The organism is Thauera phenylacetica B4P (assembly GCF_000310225.1).
Classification (GTDB): domain Bacteria; phylum Pseudomonadota; class Gammaproteobacteria; order Burkholderiales; family Rhodocyclaceae; genus Thauera; species Thauera phenylacetica.
On the sequence record NZ_AMXF01000014.1, the window covers coordinates 21,312 to 41,209 of the forward strand.

Sequence of the window (19,898 nt, forward strand, 5' to 3'; positions counted from 1 at the left end):
TTCGCCTATGCGCGATGACGCTACCGTGATACCTTTTCCCGACGTCATAGCCTTGGAGGCTGTATGGCTCGGGAACCCAACGACTACGCGCTGCGGAGCATTCACGCCGATCGGGTTGTCAAACGACAGATCGACGAGTTGATCGGCCTCTCAAAGGGGGCGTTGCTGGATGGGAACGTGGGGCAGCACGGGGCCGATGGGATCCTGGTGTGGCTGCACGGGAACGTGGAGTGCCTCGATACCTGGCCTGCCAGCGTGCTTTACGACCGGCTGCGCGCCATGCTGACCGACGGGGGGCTTCTCAGCGTTGGCCTAGTGAAGACCAAACCGGCAACAAAAAGGCCCGCTAGGAGCGGGCCTTTGGAACTCTGCGAGATCGCGGGTTTAAGCTGCTTTCTGCTTCGCTTCGCTTAATCGACCGTCTCGCAGTGAGAACAGACTAGCAGCGTCGGCTCCCATCTTCTTTGCGCTGATATCAACTGCAACCTTGATAGCGGTAACAAACGCCTCACGGTTATCACTGAACGCCGCGAATAATGGTGATCCACGCTTCATTTCAATGACCATGATCACACTCCTCTCCCAGATATGCCGCAATCACTTGCCGGTTCGAAAAACCAGCCAACGGCCTTCAATAGATACAGTGATCCCCGGCATGTTCCCAAGGGACGAAAAAACAGCGAGCGCATCATGCATGCCTCGCAGGAACGTCACTAGGGCCTCTGTTCGCCCATAGACCTTGACAGTATCAGCGCCATCAACCTGCTTTGTCAATCCAAATACACCAAGTAGCGCGGTGGTGAACACGCTTAACCGATCCGCAGTGCTGGCCTCCGTGTCGACCTCAAGTTCAATCTCTGGGCACATGTAAAGATCAGTCATCTTGATCCAGATATCACGCCCGCGTTGTGACTGAACCATCTGAACAAGCGCCCTTACAATGCCCTTGTCTTGAACTCCATAGTAGATTGGTACGTGCAAGCGCCCGTTCAGCGGCCCGATGCTGTTCCCCTCCTCAATCACATCAAAGAGCTGCTCGTACTCTGTAAGGAACGCCTCATGAGTGGAGTGACTCGCGGAAGCCAGCCACGCATGCCGAGTCTCACGAAGCATTTCACTGTTAATAATCGTAAGTTCCATTCGGTTTGCTCCCCTTTGTCATGAGCGGCTCTCATTGTATCGCGCATCAACGCTGCATCTACCACATGTCAAGCGAACTTAGCAGCGGACCTCAAACGTGCCAACGCACGTCACGCGGACGCAAGCCGCCGAAACGCTCGGGCTCAGTCGCGCGACCGCGGCCTCGTTGAGCCGACTGGCTGAGAATCGCGCGTCCCGTGCGGGCCGCCAGCCGGGTGAATTGGCCCGACCGTATCCTGCATCGCGCGGCGCCGGAACGTCGCCTGGCGTTCAGTCCTGGTCGTGGCCACGTCGAACTCCAGTTACAGCGTAACGGGAGCGTGTGGCAGGCGGGCGGGGATGTCCTTATCGGGAGAGGAAACCCCTGAATCCAAGCACCTTTCGGGATGTGGGGTAGGATGTAGGGTAGAAGTAAAAAACGCGCCGGAAGGCGCGTATTTACTGGGTCTTTGGCGGAGAGGGTGGGATTCGAACCCACGGTAGGCTTGCACCTACGCCTGATTTCGAGTCAGGTACATTCGACCACTCTGCCACCTCTCCGCTCGAAGGTCGGCATTATAGTGGTTTTTTTTGGAAGTGAACTGTTTTTTCCGGCTGGTCGAAACGCGACGCCACCTTGTCGGCGGTGCCGCCGCGCATGCGCGCCGGCATGGCCGCAGGCACGGCGCCACCGCGCCCGTTCACTTGGCCTGCGGCAGCATTTCCTCGTAGGCGCGCACCGCTTCCGCGGCGTACATCAGGGCCGGGCCGCCGCCCATGTAGGTGCACACGCCCAGCGTCTCCATGACCTGCTCGCGGGTCGCGCCGAGGCGGATCAGCGCCTTGATGTGGAAGCCGATGCAGGCGTCGCAGCGCTGGGTGACCGCGATCGCGAGCGCGATGAGCTCCTTGTGCAGCTCGCTCAGCGCGCCGTCCTGCAGCGAGCTCTTGGCCATCGCGCCGAAGCCCTGCATGGTCTCGGGGATCTCCTTGCGCAGCGTGGAGAGGGCCTTGGAGACGTCGCCGATGAGCTGGACGTGGGACTTGGACATGATGCGTTCTCCTATTTAAGAAAACGCTTATCTTACTCCGCCGATGCGCTCGCGGCCATTGCATCGCAGCATCGAGCGCCCGATCCATCCCGCGCCGGCGCTCGAGCGCGCTGCGCGGCGAGCCGCTCAGGCGCCGTGGCGCTTGTCGCGCTCGATCAGCGCGTAGGCCGAGTGGTTGTGGATGGACTCGAAGTTCTCGGATTCGACCACGTAGGCGTCGATGCGCGGCTCGCGGTTGAGCTGGCCGGCGACGTCGCGCACCATGTCCTCGACGAACTTGGGGTTGTCGTAGGCGCGCTCGGTCACCCACTTCTCGTCGGGGCGCTTGAGCAGGCCGAAGACCTCGCACGAGGCCTGGGCTTCGACCATCTGCACCATCTCCTCGATCCACAGGTGGTCGTTGAGCACGGCGGTGACGGTGACATGCGAGCGCTGGTTGTGCGCGCCGTACTCCGAGATCTTCTTCGAGCACGGGCACAAACTGGTGACCGGCACGACCACCTTCATCGTGAACTCGTAGCTGCCGCCCTCGCGGATGCTGCCGATGAAGCACACCTCGTAGTCCATCAGGCTCTGCACGCCCGAGACCGGCGCCGTCTTGTTGATGAAGTACGGGAAGCTCATCTCGACGTGGCCGGTCTCCGCTTCGAGGCGCTCGACCATGGTGCGCAGCATGGGCTCGAAGTTTTCCACCGAGATCTCGCGCTCGCGACCGTTGAGGATCTCGATGAAGCGCGACATGTGCGTACCCTTGAAGTTGTGGGGCAGGCCGACGTACATGTTGAAGCTGGCCACCGTGTGCTGCACGCCGCCGCGCTTGTCGGCGACCTTGATGGGATGGCGGATCGACTTGATGCCGACCTTGTCGATCGCGATCCGGCGGCTGTCCGCGCTGCTCTGCACGTCGGGGATGGCGATTGCGGTGGGGGCGTTCATGGGCGGATTTCCCTGCGGGTGGTCGGGGGATGGGCGTGCCGGAGCAGACGGTAAAGTGCAATCGTGTTGCACTTTACCGCCGATCTTATCTTTCCCGACAAAATTGCTCAACCTTTAGCTGCGCTCCGGGGCTTCGGTCGCGCGCGCGATGCTGGCGAGGATGCCGGCCTGGTCGAGCCCGACCGAGGCGAGCAGCTGCGCCTGGTCGCCGTGGTCGATGAAGCGGTCCGGAAGGCCTAGGCGCAGCACGCGCGGGCGCGCGGCGAGGCCATCGATCACGCGCGCGACCTCGGCGCCGGCGCCGCCGATCACCGCGTTCTCCTCGAGGGTCACGACGAGTTCGTGGCTGGCGGCGAGCTCGGCGACCAGCTCGGCGTCGAGCGGCTTGACGAAGCGCATGTTGGCCACGGTGGCGTCGAGCGTCTCGGCGACCTCGCGCGCGACCTGGAGCATGCTGCCGAAGGCGAGCAGGGCGACGCCGCGGCCGCGGCGCACGACCTCGCCCTTGCCGATCGGCAGCGCGCGCATCTGCGCCTGCGGGGTGGTGCCGTTGCCGCTGCCGCGCGGGTAGCGCACCGCGCTCGGCCCGGGGTGCTGCACGGCGGTGTAGAGCATCTGGCGGCACTCGTCCTCGTCGGTCGGCGCCATCACCACCAGGTTGGGGACGCAGGCGAGGAAGGAGAGGTCGAAGGCGCCGTGGTGGGTCGCGCCGTCGGCGCCCACCAGGCCGCCGCGGTCGATCGCGAAGACCACCGGCAGGTTCTGCAGCGCGACGTCGTGGATGAGCTGGTCGTAGGCGCGCTGCAGGAAGGTCGAGTAGATCGCCACCACCGGCACGAAGCCCTCGCAGGCCAGGCCGGCGGCGAAGGTCACCGCATGCTGTTCGGCGATGCCGACGTCGAAGTAGCGCTCGGGGAATTCACGCGCGAAGCGCACCAGGCCGGAGCCCTCGCGCATCGCCGGGGTGATGCCGACGACGCGTGGGTCGACCTTGGCCATGTCGCACAGCCAGTCGCCGAACACCTGGGTGTAGGTGAGCTTGCCGCCGCCCTTGCCGGCCTGGATGCCGGCGGTGTGATCGAACTTGGAGACGCCGTGGTAGAGCACCGGGTCGGCCTCGGCGAGCTTGTAGCCCTGGCCCTTGCGGGTGATCACGTGGAGGAACTGCGGCCCCTTGAGCTTGCGCAGGTTCTGCAGCGTGGGGATGAGCGCGTCGAGGTCGTGGCCGTCGATCGGGCCGTAGTAGTGGAAGCCGAACTCCTCGAACAGCGTCCCCGGGCCGATCATGCCCTTGGCGTATTCCTCGACCTTGCGCGCGAGCTCGGCCACCGGCGGCGCCACGCCGAGCACTTTCTCGCCGACGCGGCGCGCGGTGTTGTAGGTCGAGCCCGACATCATGCGGGCGAGGATCTTGGTGAGCGCTCCGACCGGTGGCGAGATCGACATCTCGTTGTCGTTGAGGATCACCAGCAGGTTGAGGTTCTCCATGTCGCCGGCGTTGTTGAGCGCCTCGAAGGCCATGCCGGCCGACATCGCGCCGTCGCCGATCACCGCGATCGCGTGGCGGTCCTCGCCGCGCGCCCGCGCCGCCACCGCCATGCCGACCGCCGCCGAGATCGAGGTGGAGGAGTGTGCGGTGCCGAAGGTGTCGTACTCGCTCTCGCAGCGCCGCGGGAAGCCGGAGATGCCGCCGAAGTGGCGCAGCCCGGTCATCGCCTCGCGGCGCCCGGTGAGCACCTTGTGGCCGTAGGTCTGGTGGCCGACGTCCCACACGATGCGGTCGTGCGGCGTGTTGAAGACGTGGTGCAGCGCGATCGTCAGCTCGACGGTGCCGAGGTTGGAGGACAGGTGGCCGCCGGTCTTCGATACCGACTCGATCAGGAAGGCGCGCAGTTCAGAGGCGAGGGTGCCGAGTTCGCGGCGATCGAGTGCACGCACGTCCGCGGGGCAGCCGATGCGTTCCAGGTTCGGGTAGGGGGCCATGGGGGATCCGGCTTTTGGGTTGTTCTTGGGGGCCGTCGTCGGGCGCGATCAGAAGGCGCGATGCACGATGTAGTCGGCGAGCTGCTCCAGGCGCAGCGCACGCGCTCCGAAGGGGCGCAGGCTGGCGCGGGCGTCGTCGAGCATCTCTTCGGCGAGACGGCGCGCGTCGACGAGGCCGAGCAGGCTCACGTAGGTCGGCTTGTCGTTGTCGGCGTCCTTGCCGGCGGTCTTGCCCAGCGTGGCGGTGTCGGCCTCGGCGTCGAGGAGGTCGTCCACCACCTGGAAGAGCAGGCCGACGACCTTGGCGTAGTGGTCGAGGCGCTCGAGCTCGTCGGCAGCCAGGGCGCCGCCGGCGCGCGCACCGAGCAGCACCGCGGCGCGGATCAGCGCGCCGGTCTTGTGGATGTGCATGAACTCGAGCTCTTCGCGCCCGAGCCGCTTACCCACCGCGGCGAGGTCGATCGCCTGGCCGCCAGCCATGCCGCGCGAGCCGGAGGCGACGGCGAGCTGGTTCAGCATCGCGAGCTGGTTCGCCGGGTCGGCGCCGAGCGGACGCTCAGCGAGCACCTGGAAGGCCAGCGTCTGCAGCGCGTCGCCGGCGAGCAGGGCGGTGGCCTCGTCGAACTCCACATGCACGGTGGGTTTGCCGCGGCGCAGCACGTCATCGTCCATGCACGGCAGGTCGTCGTGCACCAGCGAATAGGCGTGGATGAGCTCGACCGCGCACGCGATGCGGTCGAGGTCCTCGGCCGCGGCGCCGGCGAGCGCGCCGGCCGCATGCGCGAGCAGCGGGCGCACGCGCTTGCCGCCATCGAGCACCGCGTAGCGCATCGCCTCGTGCAGGCGCTGCGGCGCCACCGCGGGGTCGGGCAGCACGCCGGCGAGCGCGACCTCGGTGCGCTGCTGGATCTGCGCCGTCCAGTCGGAGAAGGAGGGGAGCTTGCTGTCTGCGTTCATGCGCCTGCCTCGTCGCCGTTGCGGCTCGAATCGGTCGGGAAATCGGTGAGCGTGTCGCCTTCGAGCATGCGCACGCGCTGCTCGGCGTCGCCGAGCGTGGTCTGGCAGTGGCGCAGCAGGCCGACGCCGCGCTGGTAGCGTGCGAGTGCATCCTCGAGCGGCAGGTTGCCGGATTCCATTTCCTGGACGATCGCCTCGAGCTCGGAGACCGCCGCTTCGAACGACTTGGGGGAGGATGCCGACTTTGGCATGGATCAATATCTGGCGCGGCAAAAGCGGGAAAATAACCGAAGGCGGGTATGGCGGTCAAACAGGGGGTGCCTTACACTAAACCCTTTATTTTTCCGGATTTCTTGTCCGCAAGAGGAGGTTCGGGGATGTCCGACATCGCTTCCAAGGCTCAACTGGCCCAGGCTGCCTCCCAGCTGCCTGTCTCGTGGTACTTCGACCAGAAGGTTTTCGAACTGGAGAAAAAGCTCCTCTTCGATGCCGGGCCGGGGTACGTCGGCCATGAGCTGATGGTTCCCGAGGTCGGCAACTACCGCTCGCTCGAGTGGCTGGATCATTCCAAACTGCTGTTCCGCACCGAGGCCGGCGTTCACCAGATGTCCAACGTCTGCCGCCATCGCCAGGCGATCATGCTGCAGGGCAGCGGCACGACCAAGCTCGTGGTCTGTCCGGTGCACCGCTGGACCTACGACCGCCAGGGCAATTTGCTCGGTGCGCCGCACTTCCCCGAAAAGCCTTGCCTCGGTCTCAAGCGCGACGAGCTCGAGCGCTGGAATGGCCTGCTGTTCAAGGGGCCGCGCTCGGCCGGCGCCGACCTCGCCGGCATGCAGGTGGCGGGCGAGCTCGACTTCTCGGGCTACAAGCTCGACAAGGTCGAGATCCATCACTGCAACTACAACTGGAAGACCTTCATCGAGGTCTATCTGGAGGACTACCACGTCGTGCCTTTCCACCCCGGATTGGGCAACTTCGTGACCTGCAAGGATCTGAGCTGGCAGTTCGGCGACTGGTACTCGGTGCAGAAGGTGGGCATCACCTCGCTCGCCAAGCCGGGTTCCGAGACCTACGCCAAGTGGCACAAGGCGGTGCTCGACTACTACGGCGAGAAGAAGCCCACGCACGGCGCGATCTGGCTCACCTACTACCCGAACGTGATGGTCGAGTGGTACCCGCACGTGCTGGTGGTGAGCACGCTGATCCCGACCGACGTCGACAAGACGACCAACGTGGTGGAGTTCTACTACCCCGAGGACATCGTCGAGTTCGAGCGCGAGTTCGTCGACGCCGAGCAGGCCGCCTACATGGAGACCGCGATCGAGGACGACGAGATCGGCGAGCGCATGGACCGCGGGCGCCGGGCGCTGATGAAGGAAGGGCGCAACGAGGTCGGCCCCTATCAGTCGCCCTTCGAGGACGGCATGCAGCACTTCCACGAGTTCTACCGCCGCATCATGGAGCCGCACATCGGCGGATGAGGCGAAGCGCCGCGTTCGCGCCTTCCTGCGCTCCTGCAGAACCGCTTGCGTCCGGGGTGGGATGCAGGAGCGGCGGAAGCCGCGCAGCGGGCCGGCGCGCGGTGAGCGCGCGTCTCAGCGCGCGTCCTGCAGCTCCTTCGGCAGCGCGAAGGTCACGCGCTCGGGTACGCCGTCGAGGTTGCGCACCGACGCTCCGCTCAGCGCTTCCAGGCGGGCGATCACCTCGGCCACCAGCACCTCGGGCGCCGAGGCCCCCGCGGTGACGCCGATGCGGCGCTTGCCCTCGATCCAGGCGGGGTCGATGCCGGCGGCGTTGTCGATCAGGTAGGCCGGCACGCCGCGCAGCGCCGCGACCTCGCGCAGGCGGTTGGAGTTGGAGCTGTTCTTCGAGCCGACCACGAACACCACGTCGGCGTGCGGGGTCATGAACTTCACCGCGTCCTGGCGGTTCTGCGTGGCGTAGCAGATGTCGTCCTTCTTCGGCCCGACGATCCTCGGAAAGCGCGCGCGCAGGGCGTCGACGATCGCCGCCGCGTCATCCACCGACAGCGTGGTCTGGGTCACGTAGGCGAGCTGATCGGCGTCGGCCACCTGCAGCCCGGCGACGTCGGCCGGGGTCTCGACCAGATGGATGCCGCCTTCGACCTGGCCCATCGTGCCCTCGACCTCGGGGTGGCCCTTGTGGCCGATCATGACGATCTCGCGGCCTTGGTCGCGCATGCGCGCCACCTCCACATGGACCTTGGTCACCAGCGGGCAGGTGGCGTCGAACACGCGCAGGCCGCGGCGCTCGGCCTCCTCGCGCACCGCGAGCGAGACGCCATGGGCGGAGAAGATCACCGTGTTGCCCGTGGGCACCTCGTCGAGCTCGTCGACGAAGATCGCGCCCTTGGCGCGCAGGTCGTCCACCACGAACTTGTTGTGCACAACCTCGTGGCGCACGTAGATCGGGGCGCCGTAGCGCTTCAGGGCGCGCTCGACGATCTCGATCGCGCGCTCGACGCCGGCGCAGAAGCCGCGCGGGTTGGCGAGGAGGATTTCGGTGTCGTTCATCTTTTGTCTCTGTGGGGTATTGCAGGCGGCGCTCAGGAGATCCCGATCACCTGTACCTCGAAGCGGATCGCCTTGCCCGCCAGCGGGTGGTTGAAGTCGATCAGCGCCGACTCGGCGTCGATCTCGCGCACCAGGCCGGAGTAGCGCGAGCCGTCGGGGGCGGTGAACTCCATGATGCTCATGGCTTCGATCTCTTCTTCGGGCATGTGTTCGCGCTTCACGCGCTCGACGAGTTCGTCGCGATAGGGACCGAAGGCCTCGTCGGCGGCGAGCTCGAAGATGTGATGGGTGCCCGGCATCAGGCCGATCAGCAGGCGCTCCATGGCGGGCAGCATCTCGCCCGCGCCGAGCTGCAGCGTGGCGGGGGTGGCGTTGAAGGTGCTGATCAGCGGCTGGCCGCTCGGCAGCGAGATGCGGTAGTGCAGGGTGACGAGGCTGTTGGCCTGGATCGCTTCGCTCAAGATGGTGCTCCCGGTCGGGGCGGATCGCTGGCGGCGGGCCCGAAGAGCTGGCCCCACAGCATCATGACGACGCCCACGGTGATGGCCGAGTCGGCCAGGTTGAACGCCGGCCAGCTCCAGCCGGCGTAGTGGAAGTGCAGGAAATCGACCACCGCGCCGTGCACGAGGCGGTCATAGACGTTGCCGAGCGCGCCGCCGATGATCAGCGCGAAGGCCGCCGGCAGCAGCTTCTCGTGGCGGTGGTGGTGCATCAGCGCCAGCAGCCAGGCGCTGATCCCGAGCGCCAGCACGGTGAAGAACCAGCGCTGCCAGCCGCCATGCTCGGCGAGAAAGCTGAAGGCCGCGCCGGTGTTGAAGACCAGCACCAGGTCGAAGAAACCCGTCACCGGGATCACCTCGCCGCGGTACAGGTTCGCCAGCACGAGCTGCTTGGTGACCTGGTCGAGCACGCCGACCACCACCGCGAGGATCAGCCAGGGCAGCATCAGCGCAAGCGCACTGCGCGCGTGGGGTGTCGGGTGGGGCGTCGTCATCGTGCGGGCGGCCTCAGGCATGGGCGCGCGCTTCGCCGTCGCCGAACAGGTTGCTCGCGCAGCGTCCGCACAGCGTGGGATGCTCGGCTTTGCTGCCGACCGTCTCGACGTAGTGCCAGCAGCGCTCGCACTTCTGTGCCGCGCTCGGGCTGGCGACGATGCGCTCGTCCTCGGCGCGGGCGACCTCGGACAGCGTGGCTGCCGAGGTCATGGTGACGAAGCGCAGGTCCTCGCCCAGGCTCGCCATGGCGGCGAACTTGTCGGCGGTGAGCGCGAGCTCGAGCTCGGCCTGCAGCGAGGCGCCGACCTTGCCTTCGGTGCGCAGCGCCTCGATCACCTTCAGGCCCTCGGCGCGCACGGCGCGGATCGTCTCCCAGCGCGCGATCAGGCCGGCCTCGCCCTCCTGCGCCGGCAGGGTGTGGAAGGTGTGCAGCATCACGCTGTCGGGCTCCTCGCCGGTCTTGGCCGGGTTGAGGATGGCCCAGGCCTCCTCGGCGGTGAAGGACAGGATCGGCGCCATCAGCTTCAACAGCGTCTGCGTGATGTGCCACAGCGCGGTCTGCGCGGCGCGGCGCGGCAGGCTGCCTTCGGCGGTGGTGTACAGGCGGTCCTTGAGGATGTCGAGGTAGAAGGCGCCCAAATCCTCCGCGCAGAACACCTGCAGCGCCTGCACGATGCGGTGGAACTCCATCTTCGCGTAGTCGGCCTCGGCCTGCTGCGCCAGCTGGCGGGTGAAGGCGAGCGCGTAGCGGTCGAGGTCCAGCCACTGCTCGAGCGGCACGGCGTCCCTGGCGATGTCGAAGTCGGCGGTGTTGGCGAGCAGGAAGCGCAGGGTGTTGCGCACGCGGCGATAGACCTCGACCACGCGGTCGAGGATCTCCTTGGAGATCGATAGCTCGCCGGAATAGTCGGTCGATGCCACCCACAGGCGCAGGATCTCGGCGCCGAGCTTGCCGGTGACCTCCTGCGGCACGACCACGTTGCCGAGCGACTTGCTCATCTTGCGCCCGGCGCCGTCCACCGCGAAGCCGTGGGTGAGCAGGCTGCGGTAGGGGGCGTGGCCGTCGATCGCGCAGCCGGTGAGCAGCGAGGAGTGGAACCAGCCGCGATGCTGGTCCGAGCCTTCCAGGTACATGTCGGCGCGCGGGCCTTCGGGGTGGCCGTCGTTGTGCGAGCCGCGCAGCACGTGCTTGTGGGTGGTGCCGGAGTCGAACCAGACGTCGAGCGTGTCGCTGATCTTCTCAAAATGGGCGGCCTCGGCGCCGAGCAGCTCGGCAGCGTCGAGCTTGAACCAGGCTTCGATGCCTTCCTTCTCCACGCGCAGCGCAACCTCTTCCATCAGCTCAACCGTGCGCGGATGCAGCTCGCCGGTCTCCTTGTGCAGGAAGAAGGGGATCGGCACGCCCCAGTTGCGCTGGCGCGAGATGCACCAGTCGGGGCGATTGGCGATCATCGCGTGCAGGCGCGCCTGGCCCCAGCCCGGGTAGAACTTCGTCGCCTCGACCGCGCGCAAAGCGCGCTCGCGCAGCGTCGAGCCGTCGGCGGCGTCGCGGTCCATGCCGACGAACCACTGCGCGGTGGCGCGGTAGACCAGCGGGGTCTTGTGGCGCCAGCAGTGCATGTAGCTGTGGGTGATCTTGCCGTGCGAGAGCAGGGCGCCGACCTCGGCGAGCTTGTCGACGATGACCGGGTTGGCCTTCCAGATGTTCATGCCGCCGAAGAAGGGCAGGTCGGGTACGTACTCGCCGCCGCCCATGACCAGCGACAGGATCTCCTCGTTGCTGCGGCCGTAGGCGCGCCAAGAGTTGAAGTCATCGACGCCGTGGGCCGGCGACGAGTGCACGATGCCGGTGCCGGCGTCGATGCCGACGTATTCGGCCAGATACACCGGCGAGACGCGATCGAAGAAGGGGTGGCGAAACTCGATGAGCTCGAGCGCCGCACCCTTGGCGGTGGCAACGATCGTGCCCTCGAGCTGGTAGCGCTGCAGGGCTGATTCGACGAGCTCTTTCGCGAGCACCAGCAGGCGATCGCCAACATCCACCAGCGCGTAGTCGAACTCGGGGTGGGCGTTGAGCGCCTGGTTGGCCGGGATGGTCCACGGGGTGGTGGTCCAGATCACCGCGGCGGCGGGCTTGTCGAGCTTCGCCAGGCCGAAGGCGGCGGCGAGCTTGCCAGCATGTTCAGCGGAGACCGGGAAGGCGACGTCGATCGTCGGCGACGGCTTGTCGGCGTACTCGACCTCGGCCTCGGCGAGCGCCGAGCCGCAGTCGAAGCACCAGTTCACCGGCTTCAGGCCCTTGAACACGTAGCCGTTCTTCGTCATCTCGGCGAGCGCGCGGATCTCGTTCGCCTCGTTGGCGAAGTCCATCGTGCGGTAGGGATTGTCCCAGTCGCCGAGCACGCCGAGGCGGATGAAGTCGGCCTTCTGGATCTCGATCTGCTCGGCGGCGTAGGCGCGGCACAGCTCGCGCACCTTGTCGGCGGGCAGGTTCTTGCCGTGGGTGACCTCGACCTTGTGCTCGATCGGCAGGCCGTGGCAGTCCCAGCCCGGCACGTAGGGCGCATCGAAGCCGGCGAGCGTCTTCGAGCGCACGATGATGTCCTTGAGGATCTTGTTGAGCGCGTGGCCGATGTGCAGGCTGCCGTTGGCGTAGGGCGGGCCGTCGTGGAGCACGAACTTGGGCCGGCCGGCGCTGGCCTTGCGGATGCGCTGGTAGAGCTTCTTCTGCTGCCAGTCGGCGATCCAGTTAGGCTCGCGCTTGGGCAGGTCGCCGCGCATCGGGAAGGGGGTGTCGGGCAGGTTGAGCGTCTTGCGGTAGTCGGCCATGGCGGAGTCGGAAGTCGGTGGGATCGTCGGGGTTCGTCGGGCCTTCAGGCGGGCAGGGGGTTCGCGGCCAGCCAGTCGCGGGCCGCCTGGCTGTCGAGCGCGATCTGCGCGCGCAGCGCGTCGAGCGAGGGGAATTTTTGCTCCGCGCGCAGGCGGTGCAGGAAATGTACGCGGATGTGGGCGCCGTAGCAGTCCTGCGCCCAGTCGAAGAGGTGGACCTCGAGGCGGGCGCGGCCGTTCGCGGTTGCGGTCGGGCGCAGGCCGATGTTGGCCACGCCGGCCACCGGGCCCGCCGCGAGGCCCTCGACGCTCACCACGTAGACGCCGCCCAGCGCAGGGCGGCGGTGCTTCATCTGGATGTTCGCCGTCGGGAAGCCGAGCTGGCGGCCGAGCTTGTCGCCGTGGCCGACCCGCCCGGCGATGCTGTAGGGGCGGCCGAGCAGGCGCGCGGCGTGGGCGAGGTCCCCCTCGGCGAGCGCGGCGCGCACCGCCGAGCTGGACACCCGCTCGCCGGCGACCGCGAGCGTGGGCATGGACTCTACCCCGAAGCCGCCCTCTGCGCCGGCGTCGCGCAGCATCGCGAAGTTGCCCTGGCGGCGGGCGCCGAAGCGGAAGTCGTCACCGATGAAGAGGTGGCGCACGTCGAGGCCCCGCACCAGGATGTCGTCGATGAAGGCCTGCGCGGGCTGGGCGGCGAAGCGCGCGTCGAAGCGGCACACGTGGCAGCGATCGACGCCCGCGGCGGCCAGCAGCAGGAGCTTCTCGCGCAGCGAGGCGAGGCGGGCGGGGGCGTCGGCGGGGCTGAAGTATTCGCGCGGGTGCGGCTCGAAGGTGAGCACCACCGCCGGCAGGCCGAGCGCACGGGCCTTGTCGGTCAGCAGCGAAAGCAGCGCCTGATGGCCGAGATGCACGCCATCGAAGTTGCCGATGGTGAGCACCGCAGCCGTGTCGGCCTGCTCGGGAATCCCGCGGTGAACCTGCATAAGCGCCTGAAAAAGCCGCGATTATAGCGGCAAAGGCCGGCGCTGCGGGCCTTGGGGGCGCCGCCGGGCGCGCGGACGAGGGTGGAGAGCAGCCCCTCGCCGAGCGCCGAACCGCCCGTTCGCCGCTGCACGAACATCGAACCCGCGATGGTTCATGCAGGAGCGCCGGCAGGCGCGAAAGCAGCGCTCCGCCACCGCCCCGTCCGCCGCTGTACCGACATCGAACCCGCGATGGTTCATGTAGGAGCGCCGGCAGGCGCGAAAGCGGCGCTCCGCCAAACGACCACGCCACCATCCCCGCCACCGCTCCGGCACGAGCCTCGGCAAGCCCGCCGGATGCGAAGGCGAAAAGGCGCTCAGTCGAGCCGTGCCACCCTGGTCGGGGCGCTCGGGGCGTGCTCCTCGAAGTAGCGCTTGATCCCGCGCATCAGCGCGGTGGCCATCTTGTCCTGGTAGGCCTCGTCGTTGAGCCGGCGTTCTTCCTGCGGGTTGCTGATGAAGGCGGTCTCGACCAGCACCGAGGGGATGTCCGGCGCGCGCAGCACCGCGAAGCCAGCCTGCTCCACCTCGGGCTTGTGCAGCCGGTTGATGGTGCCGAGCTCGCCGAGCATGGCTCGGCCGAGCTTGAAGCTGTCGTTGATCGTCGCGGTCTGCGACAGGTCGAGCAGGGTGCGCGCGATGTGGCCGTCCTGGCGGGCCAGATTGACGCCACCCACGAGGTCGGCGTCGTTCTCCTTCTGCGCCAGCCAGCGCGCGGCCGAGCTCGAGGCGCCGCGCTCGGACAGCACGTAGACCGAGCTGCCGTTGGCCTCGGGGCGCACGAAGGCGTCGGCGTGGATGGACACGAAGAGGTCGGCACGCACCCGGCGCGCACGTGCCACGCGCTGGTGCAGCGGCACGAAGTAGTCGCCGTCGCGGGTCAGCACCGCACGCATCCCGGGTGTTGCGTCGATCTTGCGCTTGAGGCGGTGCGCGATCGACAGCGTGACGTCCTTCTCGTAGCTGCCCCCGCGGCCGATCGCACCCGGATCCTCGCCGCCATGGCCGGCGTCGAGCACCACGGTGTACAGGCGATCGACCGCCGGCTCGTTGCGCCTGCCGCGGCGGACCGGTTCGCGCGGCTCCTCGCGCGCCACCGCCGCGGTGTTGCCGCCGGCGTCGCCCATCGCGGCGTCCATCGGCGAATCCTTCATGATCAGCGCCATCAACGGGTCGTGCGCCTCGGTCGGGTGCAAGTCGAGGACGAGGCGGTGGCCGTAGCTGCCCACCGGGTCGAGGGTGAACACCTGCGGGTTGATCGCCGCCTTGAGCTCGATGACCACGCGCACCACGCCGGGCCGGTTCTGCCCGGCGCGGATCAGGCGGATGTAGGGGTCGGAGTCGAGCACCTTGGAGGGCAGGGACTGCAGCACGCTGTCGAGCTGCACGCCCTCGAGGTCGACCACCAGGCGCTGCGGGTCCTCGACCAGCATGTGGCTGTGGCGCAGGTGCGAGGAGCCTTCGAGGGTGATGCGGGTGTATTCGGCCGAGGGCCACACGCGCACCGCGAGCAGGCTTGCCGGGCTCGCCAGCCCGACCGGGCTCACCAGCATGGCGAGCGAGGCGCCGGCGAACTTGAGCAGCCGGCGGCGATCGATGCGCCCCGCAGCGAAGGCCGCGGACGCAGCCGCGATGTCCGAGGCCTGGGGCAGGCTCAGGTCGTCCCGGGCGCCGGGTCCGCGCCCCGCAAAGCTTTCACCAGTCCGATCACGCATGTTCGCCCCGCTTCCGTGTTTGCACTGATCGCCACATCCCGCCCGGATTCACCGGCCTGCAGGACGATTTCGACGTCGGGAGAGGGCAGATGGGGCGAGGCCTTGTCCGGCCATTCCACGATGCAGATGCCCTCACCGGCGAAGTATTCGTCCAGCCCTGCGTCGAGATATTCCTCGGGCGAGGTGAAGCGATAAAAATCAAAGTGATATAAGTTTAAGCTAGAAACGACGTAAGGTTCAATCAAGGTGTAGGTCGGGCTCTTCACCTTGCCCTCGTGGCCGAGCCCGCGCAGCAGGCCGCGGGTGAGGGTGGTCTTGCCCGTGCCGAGGTTGCCCTGCAGCCAGATCTGCAGCCCGGGGGCGAGAACGCGGGCCAACGCGGCGCCAAGCGCCACGGTGGCGGCCTCGTCGGGCAAATGCGCCCGCAGGCGGGCGCCGTTATCATCGGCAGTCTGGATCGACTCGATCATCGGGATCTCTGACAAATGGAAACAAAATTGCCGGCGCCGGGCGGGGCGGCGGTCGACGGGACCGTCCTCGACGGCGCGGCGCTTGTTGCGCGGATCAGACAGTGGGGGCGCGAACTCGGCTTCGACGCGGTCGGCGTCGGCGGGGTCGATCTCACCGACGCCGAGCCCGGCCTGGCCGCCTGGCTGGAGGCCGGCTTTCACGGGCACATGGATTATATGGCGCGCCACGGCATGAAACGTGCGCGCGCCGCCGAGCTCCTGCCCGGCAGCGTGCGCGTGATCAGCGTGCGCATGGGCTACTGGCCCGACGCCGCGCCGGCGCTGGAGGTGCTCGCCGATGGCGAGCGCGCCTACGTGTCGCGCTACGCGCTCGGCCGCGACTACCACAAGCTGGTGCGCAACCGCCTGCAGAAGCTCGCCGACCGCATCAGCGCCGAGGTGGCGCACCAATACCGCGTGTTCACCGACTCGGCGCCCATCCTCGAGGTCGAGCACGCCAGCCGCAAGGGCCTGGGCTGGCGCGGCAAGCACACCCTGCTGCTCGATCGCACCGCGGGCTCGTGGTTCTTCCTCGGCGAGATCCTCACCGACCTCCCGCTGCCGGTGGACGCGCCGGTGGACTCGCACTGCGGGCGCTGCACGGCCTGCATCGACGCCTGCCCCACCGGCGCCATCGTCGCGCCCTACCGGGTCGACGCGCGGCGCTGCATCTCCTACCTCACCATCGAGCTGCACGGCGCGATCCCCGAGGCGCTGCGCCCGCTGCTCGGCAACCGCATCTACGGCTGCGACGACTGCCAGCTCGTGTGCCCGTGGAACCGCTTCGCCCAGCTCGGTCGCGAGCCCGATTTCGCCCCCCGCCAGGGGCTGGACGACGCCCGGCTGGCCGAGCTCTTTGCGTGGACGGCGGCGCAATTCTCCGAGCGCACCGCCGGCAGCCCGATCCACCGCATCGGCCACGCGCGCTGGCTGCGCAACATCGCGGTCGCGCTCGGCAACGGCCCGGCCACGCCTGCGGCGCGCGCGGCCTTGCAGGCCCGCGCCGACGACGAGGACGCGATGGTGCGCGAGCACGTCGCCTGGGCGCTCGCCCGCCTAGACGCCGCCGCCGGCTAGAATGCGCGCCCACAAAGAGAATCAGGACCGCCCGCCATGGAAGAGCGCATCGTCGTGCTGGAGACCAAGCTGATGGCTGCCGAGGATCTCCTCGACGAACTCAACCGCACGGTCTGGCGCCAGCAGCAGGAGCTCGACCTGCTGCGCCAGCACCTCCATCAGCTCGCCCAGCAGCTCAAGACCCTGCAGCCGGGCGACCCCCTGCGCCCCGAGGACGAGATCCCGCCGCACTGGTGAGCGCAGCCGGCGCACTCCGGACCGCGACGGTTCATGCAGGAGCGCCGGCAGGCGCGAAGGCGTCGGTGAAGCGCCCGCCACGCCCGCCGGAGCCGCCGGGTTCGCAGCTTCCGCAGCCCCTACATCCCACCCGGGACCGCGACGGTTCCTGTAGGAGCGCCGGCAGGCGCGAATGCGGCGATGGAGCGCCCGCCGCGCCCGCCGGAGTCGCGGCGTTCGCAGCTGCCGCAGCGCCTGCAGCCCATCCTGCGGCGCCGTCGGCCGGCCTAGCCGATCAGCGCGCCGGTGAGGCGGGAGAGGGTGTCGCCGAAGGCGGTGGTGAGGGTCACCAGGATCGGCATGCCGTGGCAGAAGGCGAGCACGGCCCGGCGGATGCGCGGGTGGGCCTCGTGGAGCTCGAGGAAGTAGGTGCACACCAGGCGCAGCTTGATCGCCATGACCAGCGACACGCCCACCGCGACGAGCACGGCGTTCGCGTCCGCGCTGCCGATGCCGGCGCCACCCACGCTGAGCAGCACCAGCATCAGCCAGGCGAGGTCGATCCTGCGGTCGCCGATCTTATCTACGGGGCTCATGCGGGTTTCCTCATCCGAGCAGGTAGAAGAGCGGGAAGATCATCAGCCAGATCATGTCGGTGACGTGCCAGTAGCAGGCGAAGGCCTCCAGCCCGCTGTGCTCCTCCGGGGTGTAGGCGCCCAGGCCGGTGCGCACGATCACCCACATCATGCCGAGCAGGCCCCAGAACACGTGCACCAGGTGGGTGAAGGTCAGGTAGTAGTAGCTGACGATGAACACCCCGGCGCTGCCGTCGAGCCCGAGCGCGAAGTTGCGCTGCAGCTCGAAGACCTTGATCGCCGGGTAGCCCAGCCCGAACACGAAGCCCGCGAGCATCCAGCGCACGGTCGCGCGCCTGTCGCCGCGCCGCATCGCGTGCAGCGCGCGCGCCACGCACCAGCCGCTGGTGAGCAGCATCAGGGTGTAGCCGGTGCCGGCCAGCAGCGAGAGCCGCTCGGGGCCCGCCTGGAAGGCTTCCGGGTGATGGGCGCGCGCGACGAAGAAGACCGCGAAGAGCAGGGCGAACTCGGTGATTTCGCAGAAGATGCCCACCCACATCGCCTTGCTGCCGGGGATGCGCCCGGCGCCCGGCTGTGCGGGAAGCGGGGCCGGAGCGGTGGTTGGGACGGTCGGCGGGAGGGACACGGCAAGGGTCACGGCAGGGCGGGCGGCACTGGGCCGCGTCGATGAGACACGGGTGGGGAGTTTGCCTGCCCGGCCGGCTCTTTCCCTTGATTCCGCTCAGGAAGTGTCTGTGATCGCGCAGGCATGTTTCCGCGGACGTCAACGAGTCTTGCGCTGCATCAACATCCGCTTATCCCCATCGTGGTTCGATTGCGCCTTTCATCCACGCAAGTCGCACGAGGAGGCAGCCCGCCATGGCGAAAGTGAAGTTCTTCGGAGAAGAGTCGATCCCGCTCGAGATGCACAAGGTCCGCATCGTCCAGAAGCTGAACCTGCCCCCGGTCGAGCGCCGGCTCGAGGCGATCACCGAGGCGGGCAACAACACCTTCCTGCTGCGCAACGCCGACGTGTTCATGGACATGCTCACCGACAGCGGCGTCAACGCGATGAGCGACCAGCAGCTGGCGGCGATGATGATCGCCGACGACAGCTACGCGGGCAGCGCCACCTACACCCGGCTGGAGAGCAAGCTGAACGAGATCTTCGGCATGCCCTTCTTCCTGCCCGCCCACCAGGGCCGCGCGTGCGAGAACATCCTCGCCCAGGTGCTGGTGTCGCCGGGCTCGGTGGTGCCGATGAACTACCACTTCACCACCACCAAGGCGCACATCACGCTCAACGGCGGCACGGTCGAGGAGCTGGTCGCCGACGCCGGGCTGGAGGTGGTCAGCGTGCATCCCTTCAAGGGCAACATGGACGTCGCCAAGCTGCGCGACGTGATCGGCCTCCACGGCGTCGACAAGATCGCCTTCGTGCGCATGGAGGCCGGCACCAACCTGATCGGCGGCCAGCCCTTCTCGGTGCAGAACCTCGCCGACATCCGCAGGGTGTGCGACGAGTCCGGGCTGATGCTGGTGATGGACGCCAGCCTGCTCGCCGACAACCTGCACTTCATCAAGGAGCGCGAGGAGGCCTGCAAGGACCTGAGCATCCGCGAGATCACCCGCCGCATGGCCGACCTGTGCGACGTGATCTACTTCTCCGCGCGCAAGCTCGGCTGCGCCCGTGGCGGCGGCATGTGCATCCGCAGCGAGGAGCTGTACCGCCGCATGCGCGGCCTGGTGCCGCTGTACGAGGGCTTCCTGACCTACGGCGGCATGTCGGTGCGCGAGATGGAGGCGCTCACCGTGGGCCTGGAGGAGACCATGGACGAGGAGGTCATCAACCAGGGCCCGCAGTTCATCGGCTTCATGGTGGACGAGCTCGTCAAGCGCGGCATCCCGGTGATCACCCCGGCCGGCGGCCTGGGCTGCCACATCAACGCGATGCAGTTCGTCGACCACATCCCGCAGGCGCAGTACCCGGCGGGCGCGCTCGCCTCGGCGCTCTACATCGCCGGCGGCATCCGCGGCATGGAGCGCGGCACGCTCTCCGAGCAGCGCGAGCCCGACGGCAGCGAGCTCTTCGCCAACATGGAGCTGGTGCGCCTGGCGATGCCGCGGCGGGTGTTCACGCTGTCGCAGGTCAAGTACGCGGTGGATCGCCTGGAGTGGCTGTACGCCAACCGCCGCCTGATCGGCGGCCTGGTGTTCACCGAGGAGCCCGAGATCCTGCGCTTCTTCTACGGCCGCCTGGCGCCGGTGTCCGACTGGCAGAACGAGCTCGTCGCGCAGTTCCGCAAGGACTTCGGCGACAGCCTCTGAGGCCGACCGCGCGGCTGGCGGGCGGGTCGCGCCCGCCGGCCGGCCGCG

General features: G+C 68.0%; 21 protein-coding genes and 1 tRNA gene. 5 read left to right on the forward strand and 17 right to left on the reverse strand.

All coding sequences use genetic code 11. The features are described from left to right. Positions 1-63 precede the first annotated feature (63 nt). Positions 64-414, forward strand: a complete 351-nt coding sequence (locus C667_RS03960; RefSeq protein ID WP_004357420.1) for a hypothetical protein — start codon at positions 64-66, stop codon at positions 412-414. On the opposite strand, the gene C667_RS25560 is transcribed toward C667_RS03960, so the two are convergent. The 8 genes from C667_RS25560 to C667_RS03995 form a co-directional block, all read right to left on the reverse strand. Further along, on the reverse strand, positions 385-567 hold the full coding sequence (locus C667_RS25560) for a hypothetical protein (protein ID WP_157302180.1): 183 nt from the start codon (positions 565-567) through the stop codon (positions 385-387). The genes C667_RS03960 and C667_RS25560 overlap by 30 nt on opposite strands. A gap of 30 nt (positions 568-597) precedes the next feature. Continuing rightward, positions 598-1,140, reverse strand: coding sequence for a hypothetical protein (locus tag C667_RS03965; protein WP_157302182.1), 543 nt, complete (start codon positions 1,138-1,140; stop codon positions 598-600). A 450-nt stretch (positions 1,141-1,590) separates the two neighbouring features. After that, positions 1,591-1,680, reverse strand: a tRNA-Ser gene (locus C667_RS03970). Positions 1,681-1,820: 140 nt separating this feature from the next. Beyond that, positions 1,821-2,171, reverse strand: coding sequence for a carboxymuconolactone decarboxylase family protein (locus tag C667_RS03975; protein ID WP_004357425.1), 351 nt, complete (start codon positions 2,169-2,171; stop codon positions 1,821-1,823). A 126-nt stretch (positions 2,172-2,297) separates the two neighbouring features. Then, on the reverse strand, positions 2,298-3,107 hold the full coding sequence (folE2, locus tag C667_RS03980) for a GTP cyclohydrolase FolE2 (RefSeq protein ID WP_004357430.1): 810 nt from the start codon (positions 3,105-3,107) through the stop codon (positions 2,298-2,300). Positions 3,108-3,221: 114 nt separating this feature from the next. Next, entirely contained in the window at positions 3,222-5,090 is a 1,869-nt protein-coding gene (gene dxs / locus C667_RS03985) for a 1-deoxy-D-xylulose-5-phosphate synthase (RefSeq protein WP_004357432.1), read from the reverse strand. A gap of 48 nt (positions 5,091-5,138) precedes the next feature. Further along, positions 5,139-6,047 carry a polyprenyl synthetase family protein gene (locus tag C667_RS03990; protein ID WP_004357434.1) on the reverse strand — a complete coding sequence of 303 codons (909 nt, stop codon included), beginning with the start codon at positions 6,045-6,047 and terminating at the stop codon, positions 5,139-5,141. Further along, a complete protein-coding gene (locus tag C667_RS03995) occupies positions 6,044-6,298 on the reverse strand; it encodes an exodeoxyribonuclease VII small subunit (protein ID WP_004357436.1) in 255 nt (84 codons plus the stop codon). The genes C667_RS03990 and C667_RS03995 overlap by 4 nt, the downstream gene beginning before the upstream one ends. Positions 6,299-6,424: 126 nt before the next feature. On the opposite strand from C667_RS03995, the gene C667_RS04000 reads away from it, so the two are divergent. Further along, entirely contained in the window at positions 6,425-7,531 is a 1,107-nt protein-coding gene (locus tag C667_RS04000; RefSeq protein ID WP_004357438.1) for an aromatic ring-hydroxylating oxygenase subunit alpha, read from the forward strand. Between the two features lie 114 nt (positions 7,532-7,645). Here C667_RS04000 and ispH read toward each other — a convergent pair whose 3' ends face one another. The 7 genes from ispH to tsaE form a co-directional block, all read right to left on the reverse strand. Then, positions 7,646-8,584, reverse strand: coding sequence for a 4-hydroxy-3-methylbut-2-enyl diphosphate reductase (ispH, locus tag C667_RS04005; RefSeq protein ID WP_004357440.1), 939 nt, complete (start codon positions 8,582-8,584; stop codon positions 7,646-7,648). Positions 8,585-8,616: 32 nt separating this feature from the next. Further along, positions 8,617-9,045 carry an FKBP-type peptidyl-prolyl cis-trans isomerase gene (locus C667_RS04010; RefSeq protein WP_004357443.1) on the reverse strand — a complete coding sequence of 143 codons (429 nt, stop codon included), beginning with the start codon at positions 9,043-9,045 and terminating at the stop codon, positions 8,617-8,619. Next, positions 9,042-9,530, reverse strand: coding sequence for a signal peptidase II (gene lspA / locus C667_RS04015; protein WP_004357445.1), 489 nt, complete (start codon positions 9,528-9,530; stop codon positions 9,042-9,044). The genes C667_RS04010 and lspA overlap by 4 nt, the downstream gene beginning before the upstream one ends. 61 nt (positions 9,531-9,591) lie before the next feature. Further along, positions 9,592-12,408, reverse strand: coding sequence for an isoleucine--tRNA ligase (gene ileS / locus C667_RS04020; RefSeq protein ID WP_004357447.1), 2,817 nt, complete (start codon positions 12,406-12,408; stop codon positions 9,592-9,594). Positions 12,409-12,452: 44 nt separating this feature from the next. Further along, positions 12,453-13,391: a bifunctional riboflavin kinase/FAD synthetase gene (locus C667_RS04025; RefSeq protein WP_004357448.1), complete on the reverse strand. Its 939-nt coding sequence runs from the start codon at positions 13,389-13,391 to the stop codon at positions 12,453-12,455. A 356-nt stretch (positions 13,392-13,747) separates the two neighbouring features. Next, a complete protein-coding gene (locus C667_RS04030) occupies positions 13,748-15,145 on the reverse strand; it encodes an N-acetylmuramoyl-L-alanine amidase (protein WP_004357451.1) in 1,398 nt (465 codons plus the stop codon). Next, a complete protein-coding gene (gene tsaE, locus C667_RS04035) occupies positions 15,085-15,615 on the reverse strand; it encodes a tRNA (adenosine(37)-N6)-threonylcarbamoyltransferase complex ATPase subunit type 1 TsaE (RefSeq protein WP_004357453.1) in 531 nt (176 codons plus the stop codon). Before tsaE ends, C667_RS04030 begins: the two co-directional genes overlap by 61 nt. A 15-nt stretch (positions 15,616-15,630) precedes the next feature. Here tsaE and queG point away from each other — a divergent pair, with 15 nt between their 5' ends. Together queG and C667_RS04045 are read left to right on the forward strand one after the other, a co-directional pair. Next, entirely contained in the window at positions 15,631-16,731 is a 1,101-nt protein-coding gene (gene queG, locus C667_RS04040; RefSeq protein ID WP_039920750.1) for a tRNA epoxyqueuosine(34) reductase QueG, read from the forward strand. 36 nt (positions 16,732-16,767) lie between these two features. Next, a complete protein-coding gene (locus C667_RS04045) occupies positions 16,768-16,968 on the forward strand; it encodes a SlyX family protein (protein WP_004357457.1) in 201 nt (66 codons plus the stop codon). A 266-nt stretch (positions 16,969-17,234) separates the two neighbouring features. Here the strand turns inward: C667_RS04045 and C667_RS04050 are convergent, their stop codons facing one another. Then, complete coding sequence (locus C667_RS04050; protein ID WP_004357458.1) at positions 17,235-17,543, reverse strand: cytochrome C oxidase subunit IV family protein; 309 nt, start codon at positions 17,541-17,543, stop codon at positions 17,235-17,237. Positions 17,544-17,553: 10 nt separating this feature from the next. After that, positions 17,554-18,081 (reverse strand): cytochrome c oxidase subunit 3 family protein, encoded by a 528-nt coding sequence (locus C667_RS04055; protein ID WP_004357460.1) that lies wholly within the window; start codon positions 18,079-18,081, stop codon positions 17,554-17,556. A 320-nt stretch (positions 18,082-18,401) separates the two neighbouring features. Between C667_RS04055 and C667_RS04060 the strand changes: the two genes are divergently transcribed. After that, positions 18,402-19,850 (forward strand): tryptophanase, encoded by a 1,449-nt coding sequence (locus tag C667_RS04060; protein WP_004357462.1) that lies wholly within the window; start codon positions 18,402-18,404, stop codon positions 19,848-19,850. The last annotated feature ends 48 nt before the right edge of the window (positions 19,851-19,898 follow it).

Bases quoted from the DNA above. Each gene is read 5' to 3' on its own strand.
- C667_RS03960 (WP_004357420.1), top strand. From the start codon at position 64: ATGGCTCGGGAACCCAACGACTACGCGCTGCGGAGCATTCACGCCGAT.
- C667_RS25560 (WP_157302180.1), bottom strand. From the start codon at position 567: ATGGTCATTGAAATGAAGCGTGGATCACCATTATTCGCGGCGTTCAGT.
- C667_RS03965 (WP_157302182.1), bottom strand. From the start codon at position 1,140: ATGGAACTTACGATTATTAACAGTGAAATGCTTCGTGAGACTCGGCAT.
- C667_RS03975 (WP_004357425.1), bottom strand. From the start codon at position 2,171: ATGTCCAAGTCCCACGTCCAGCTCATCGGCGACGTCTCCAAGGCCCTC.
- folE2 (WP_004357430.1), bottom strand. From the start codon at position 3,107: ATGAACGCCCCCACCGCAATCGCCATCCCCGACGTGCAGAGCAGCGCG.
- dxs (WP_004357432.1), bottom strand. From the start codon at position 5,090: ATGGCCCCCTACCCGAACCTGGAACGCATCGGCTGCCCCGCGGACGTG.
- C667_RS03990 (WP_004357434.1), bottom strand. From the start codon at position 6,047: ATGAACGCAGACAGCAAGCTCCCCTCCTTCTCCGACTGGACGGCGCAG.
- C667_RS03995 (WP_004357436.1), bottom strand. From the start codon at position 6,298: ATGCCAAAGTCGGCATCCTCCCCCAAGTCGTTCGAAGCGGCGGTCTCC.
- C667_RS04000 (WP_004357438.1), top strand. From the start codon at position 6,425: ATGTCCGACATCGCTTCCAAGGCTCAACTGGCCCAGGCTGCCTCCCAG.
- ispH (WP_004357440.1), bottom strand. From the start codon at position 8,584: ATGAACGACACCGAAATCCTCCTCGCCAACCCGCGCGGCTTCTGCGCC.
- lspA (WP_004357445.1), bottom strand. From the start codon at position 9,530: ATGCTGCCCTGGCTGATCCTCGCGGTGGTGGTCGGCGTGCTCGACCAG.
- ileS (WP_004357447.1), bottom strand. From the start codon at position 12,408: ATGGCCGACTACCGCAAGACGCTCAACCTGCCCGACACCCCCTTCCCG.
- C667_RS04025 (WP_004357448.1), bottom strand. From the start codon at position 13,391: ATGCAGGTTCACCGCGGGATTCCCGAGCAGGCCGACACGGCTGCGGTG.
- C667_RS04030 (WP_004357451.1), bottom strand. From the start codon at position 15,145: ATGCGTGATCGGACTGGTGAAAGCTTTGCGGGGCGCGGACCCGGCGCC.
- tsaE (WP_004357453.1), bottom strand. From the start codon at position 15,615: ATGATCGAGTCGATCCAGACTGCCGATGATAACGGCGCCCGCCTGCGG.
- queG (WP_039920750.1), top strand. From the start codon at position 15,631: ATGGAAACAAAATTGCCGGCGCCGGGCGGGGCGGCGGTCGACGGGACC.
- C667_RS04045 (WP_004357457.1), top strand. From the start codon at position 16,768: ATGGAAGAGCGCATCGTCGTGCTGGAGACCAAGCTGATGGCTGCCGAG.
- C667_RS04050 (WP_004357458.1), bottom strand. From the start codon at position 17,543: ATGAGCCCCGTAGATAAGATCGGCGACCGCAGGATCGACCTCGCCTGG.
- C667_RS04055 (WP_004357460.1), bottom strand. From the start codon at position 18,081: ATGTGGGTGGGCATCTTCTGCGAAATCACCGAGTTCGCCCTGCTCTTC.
- C667_RS04060 (WP_004357462.1), top strand. From the start codon at position 18,402: ATGGCGAAAGTGAAGTTCTTCGGAGAAGAGTCGATCCCGCTCGAGATG.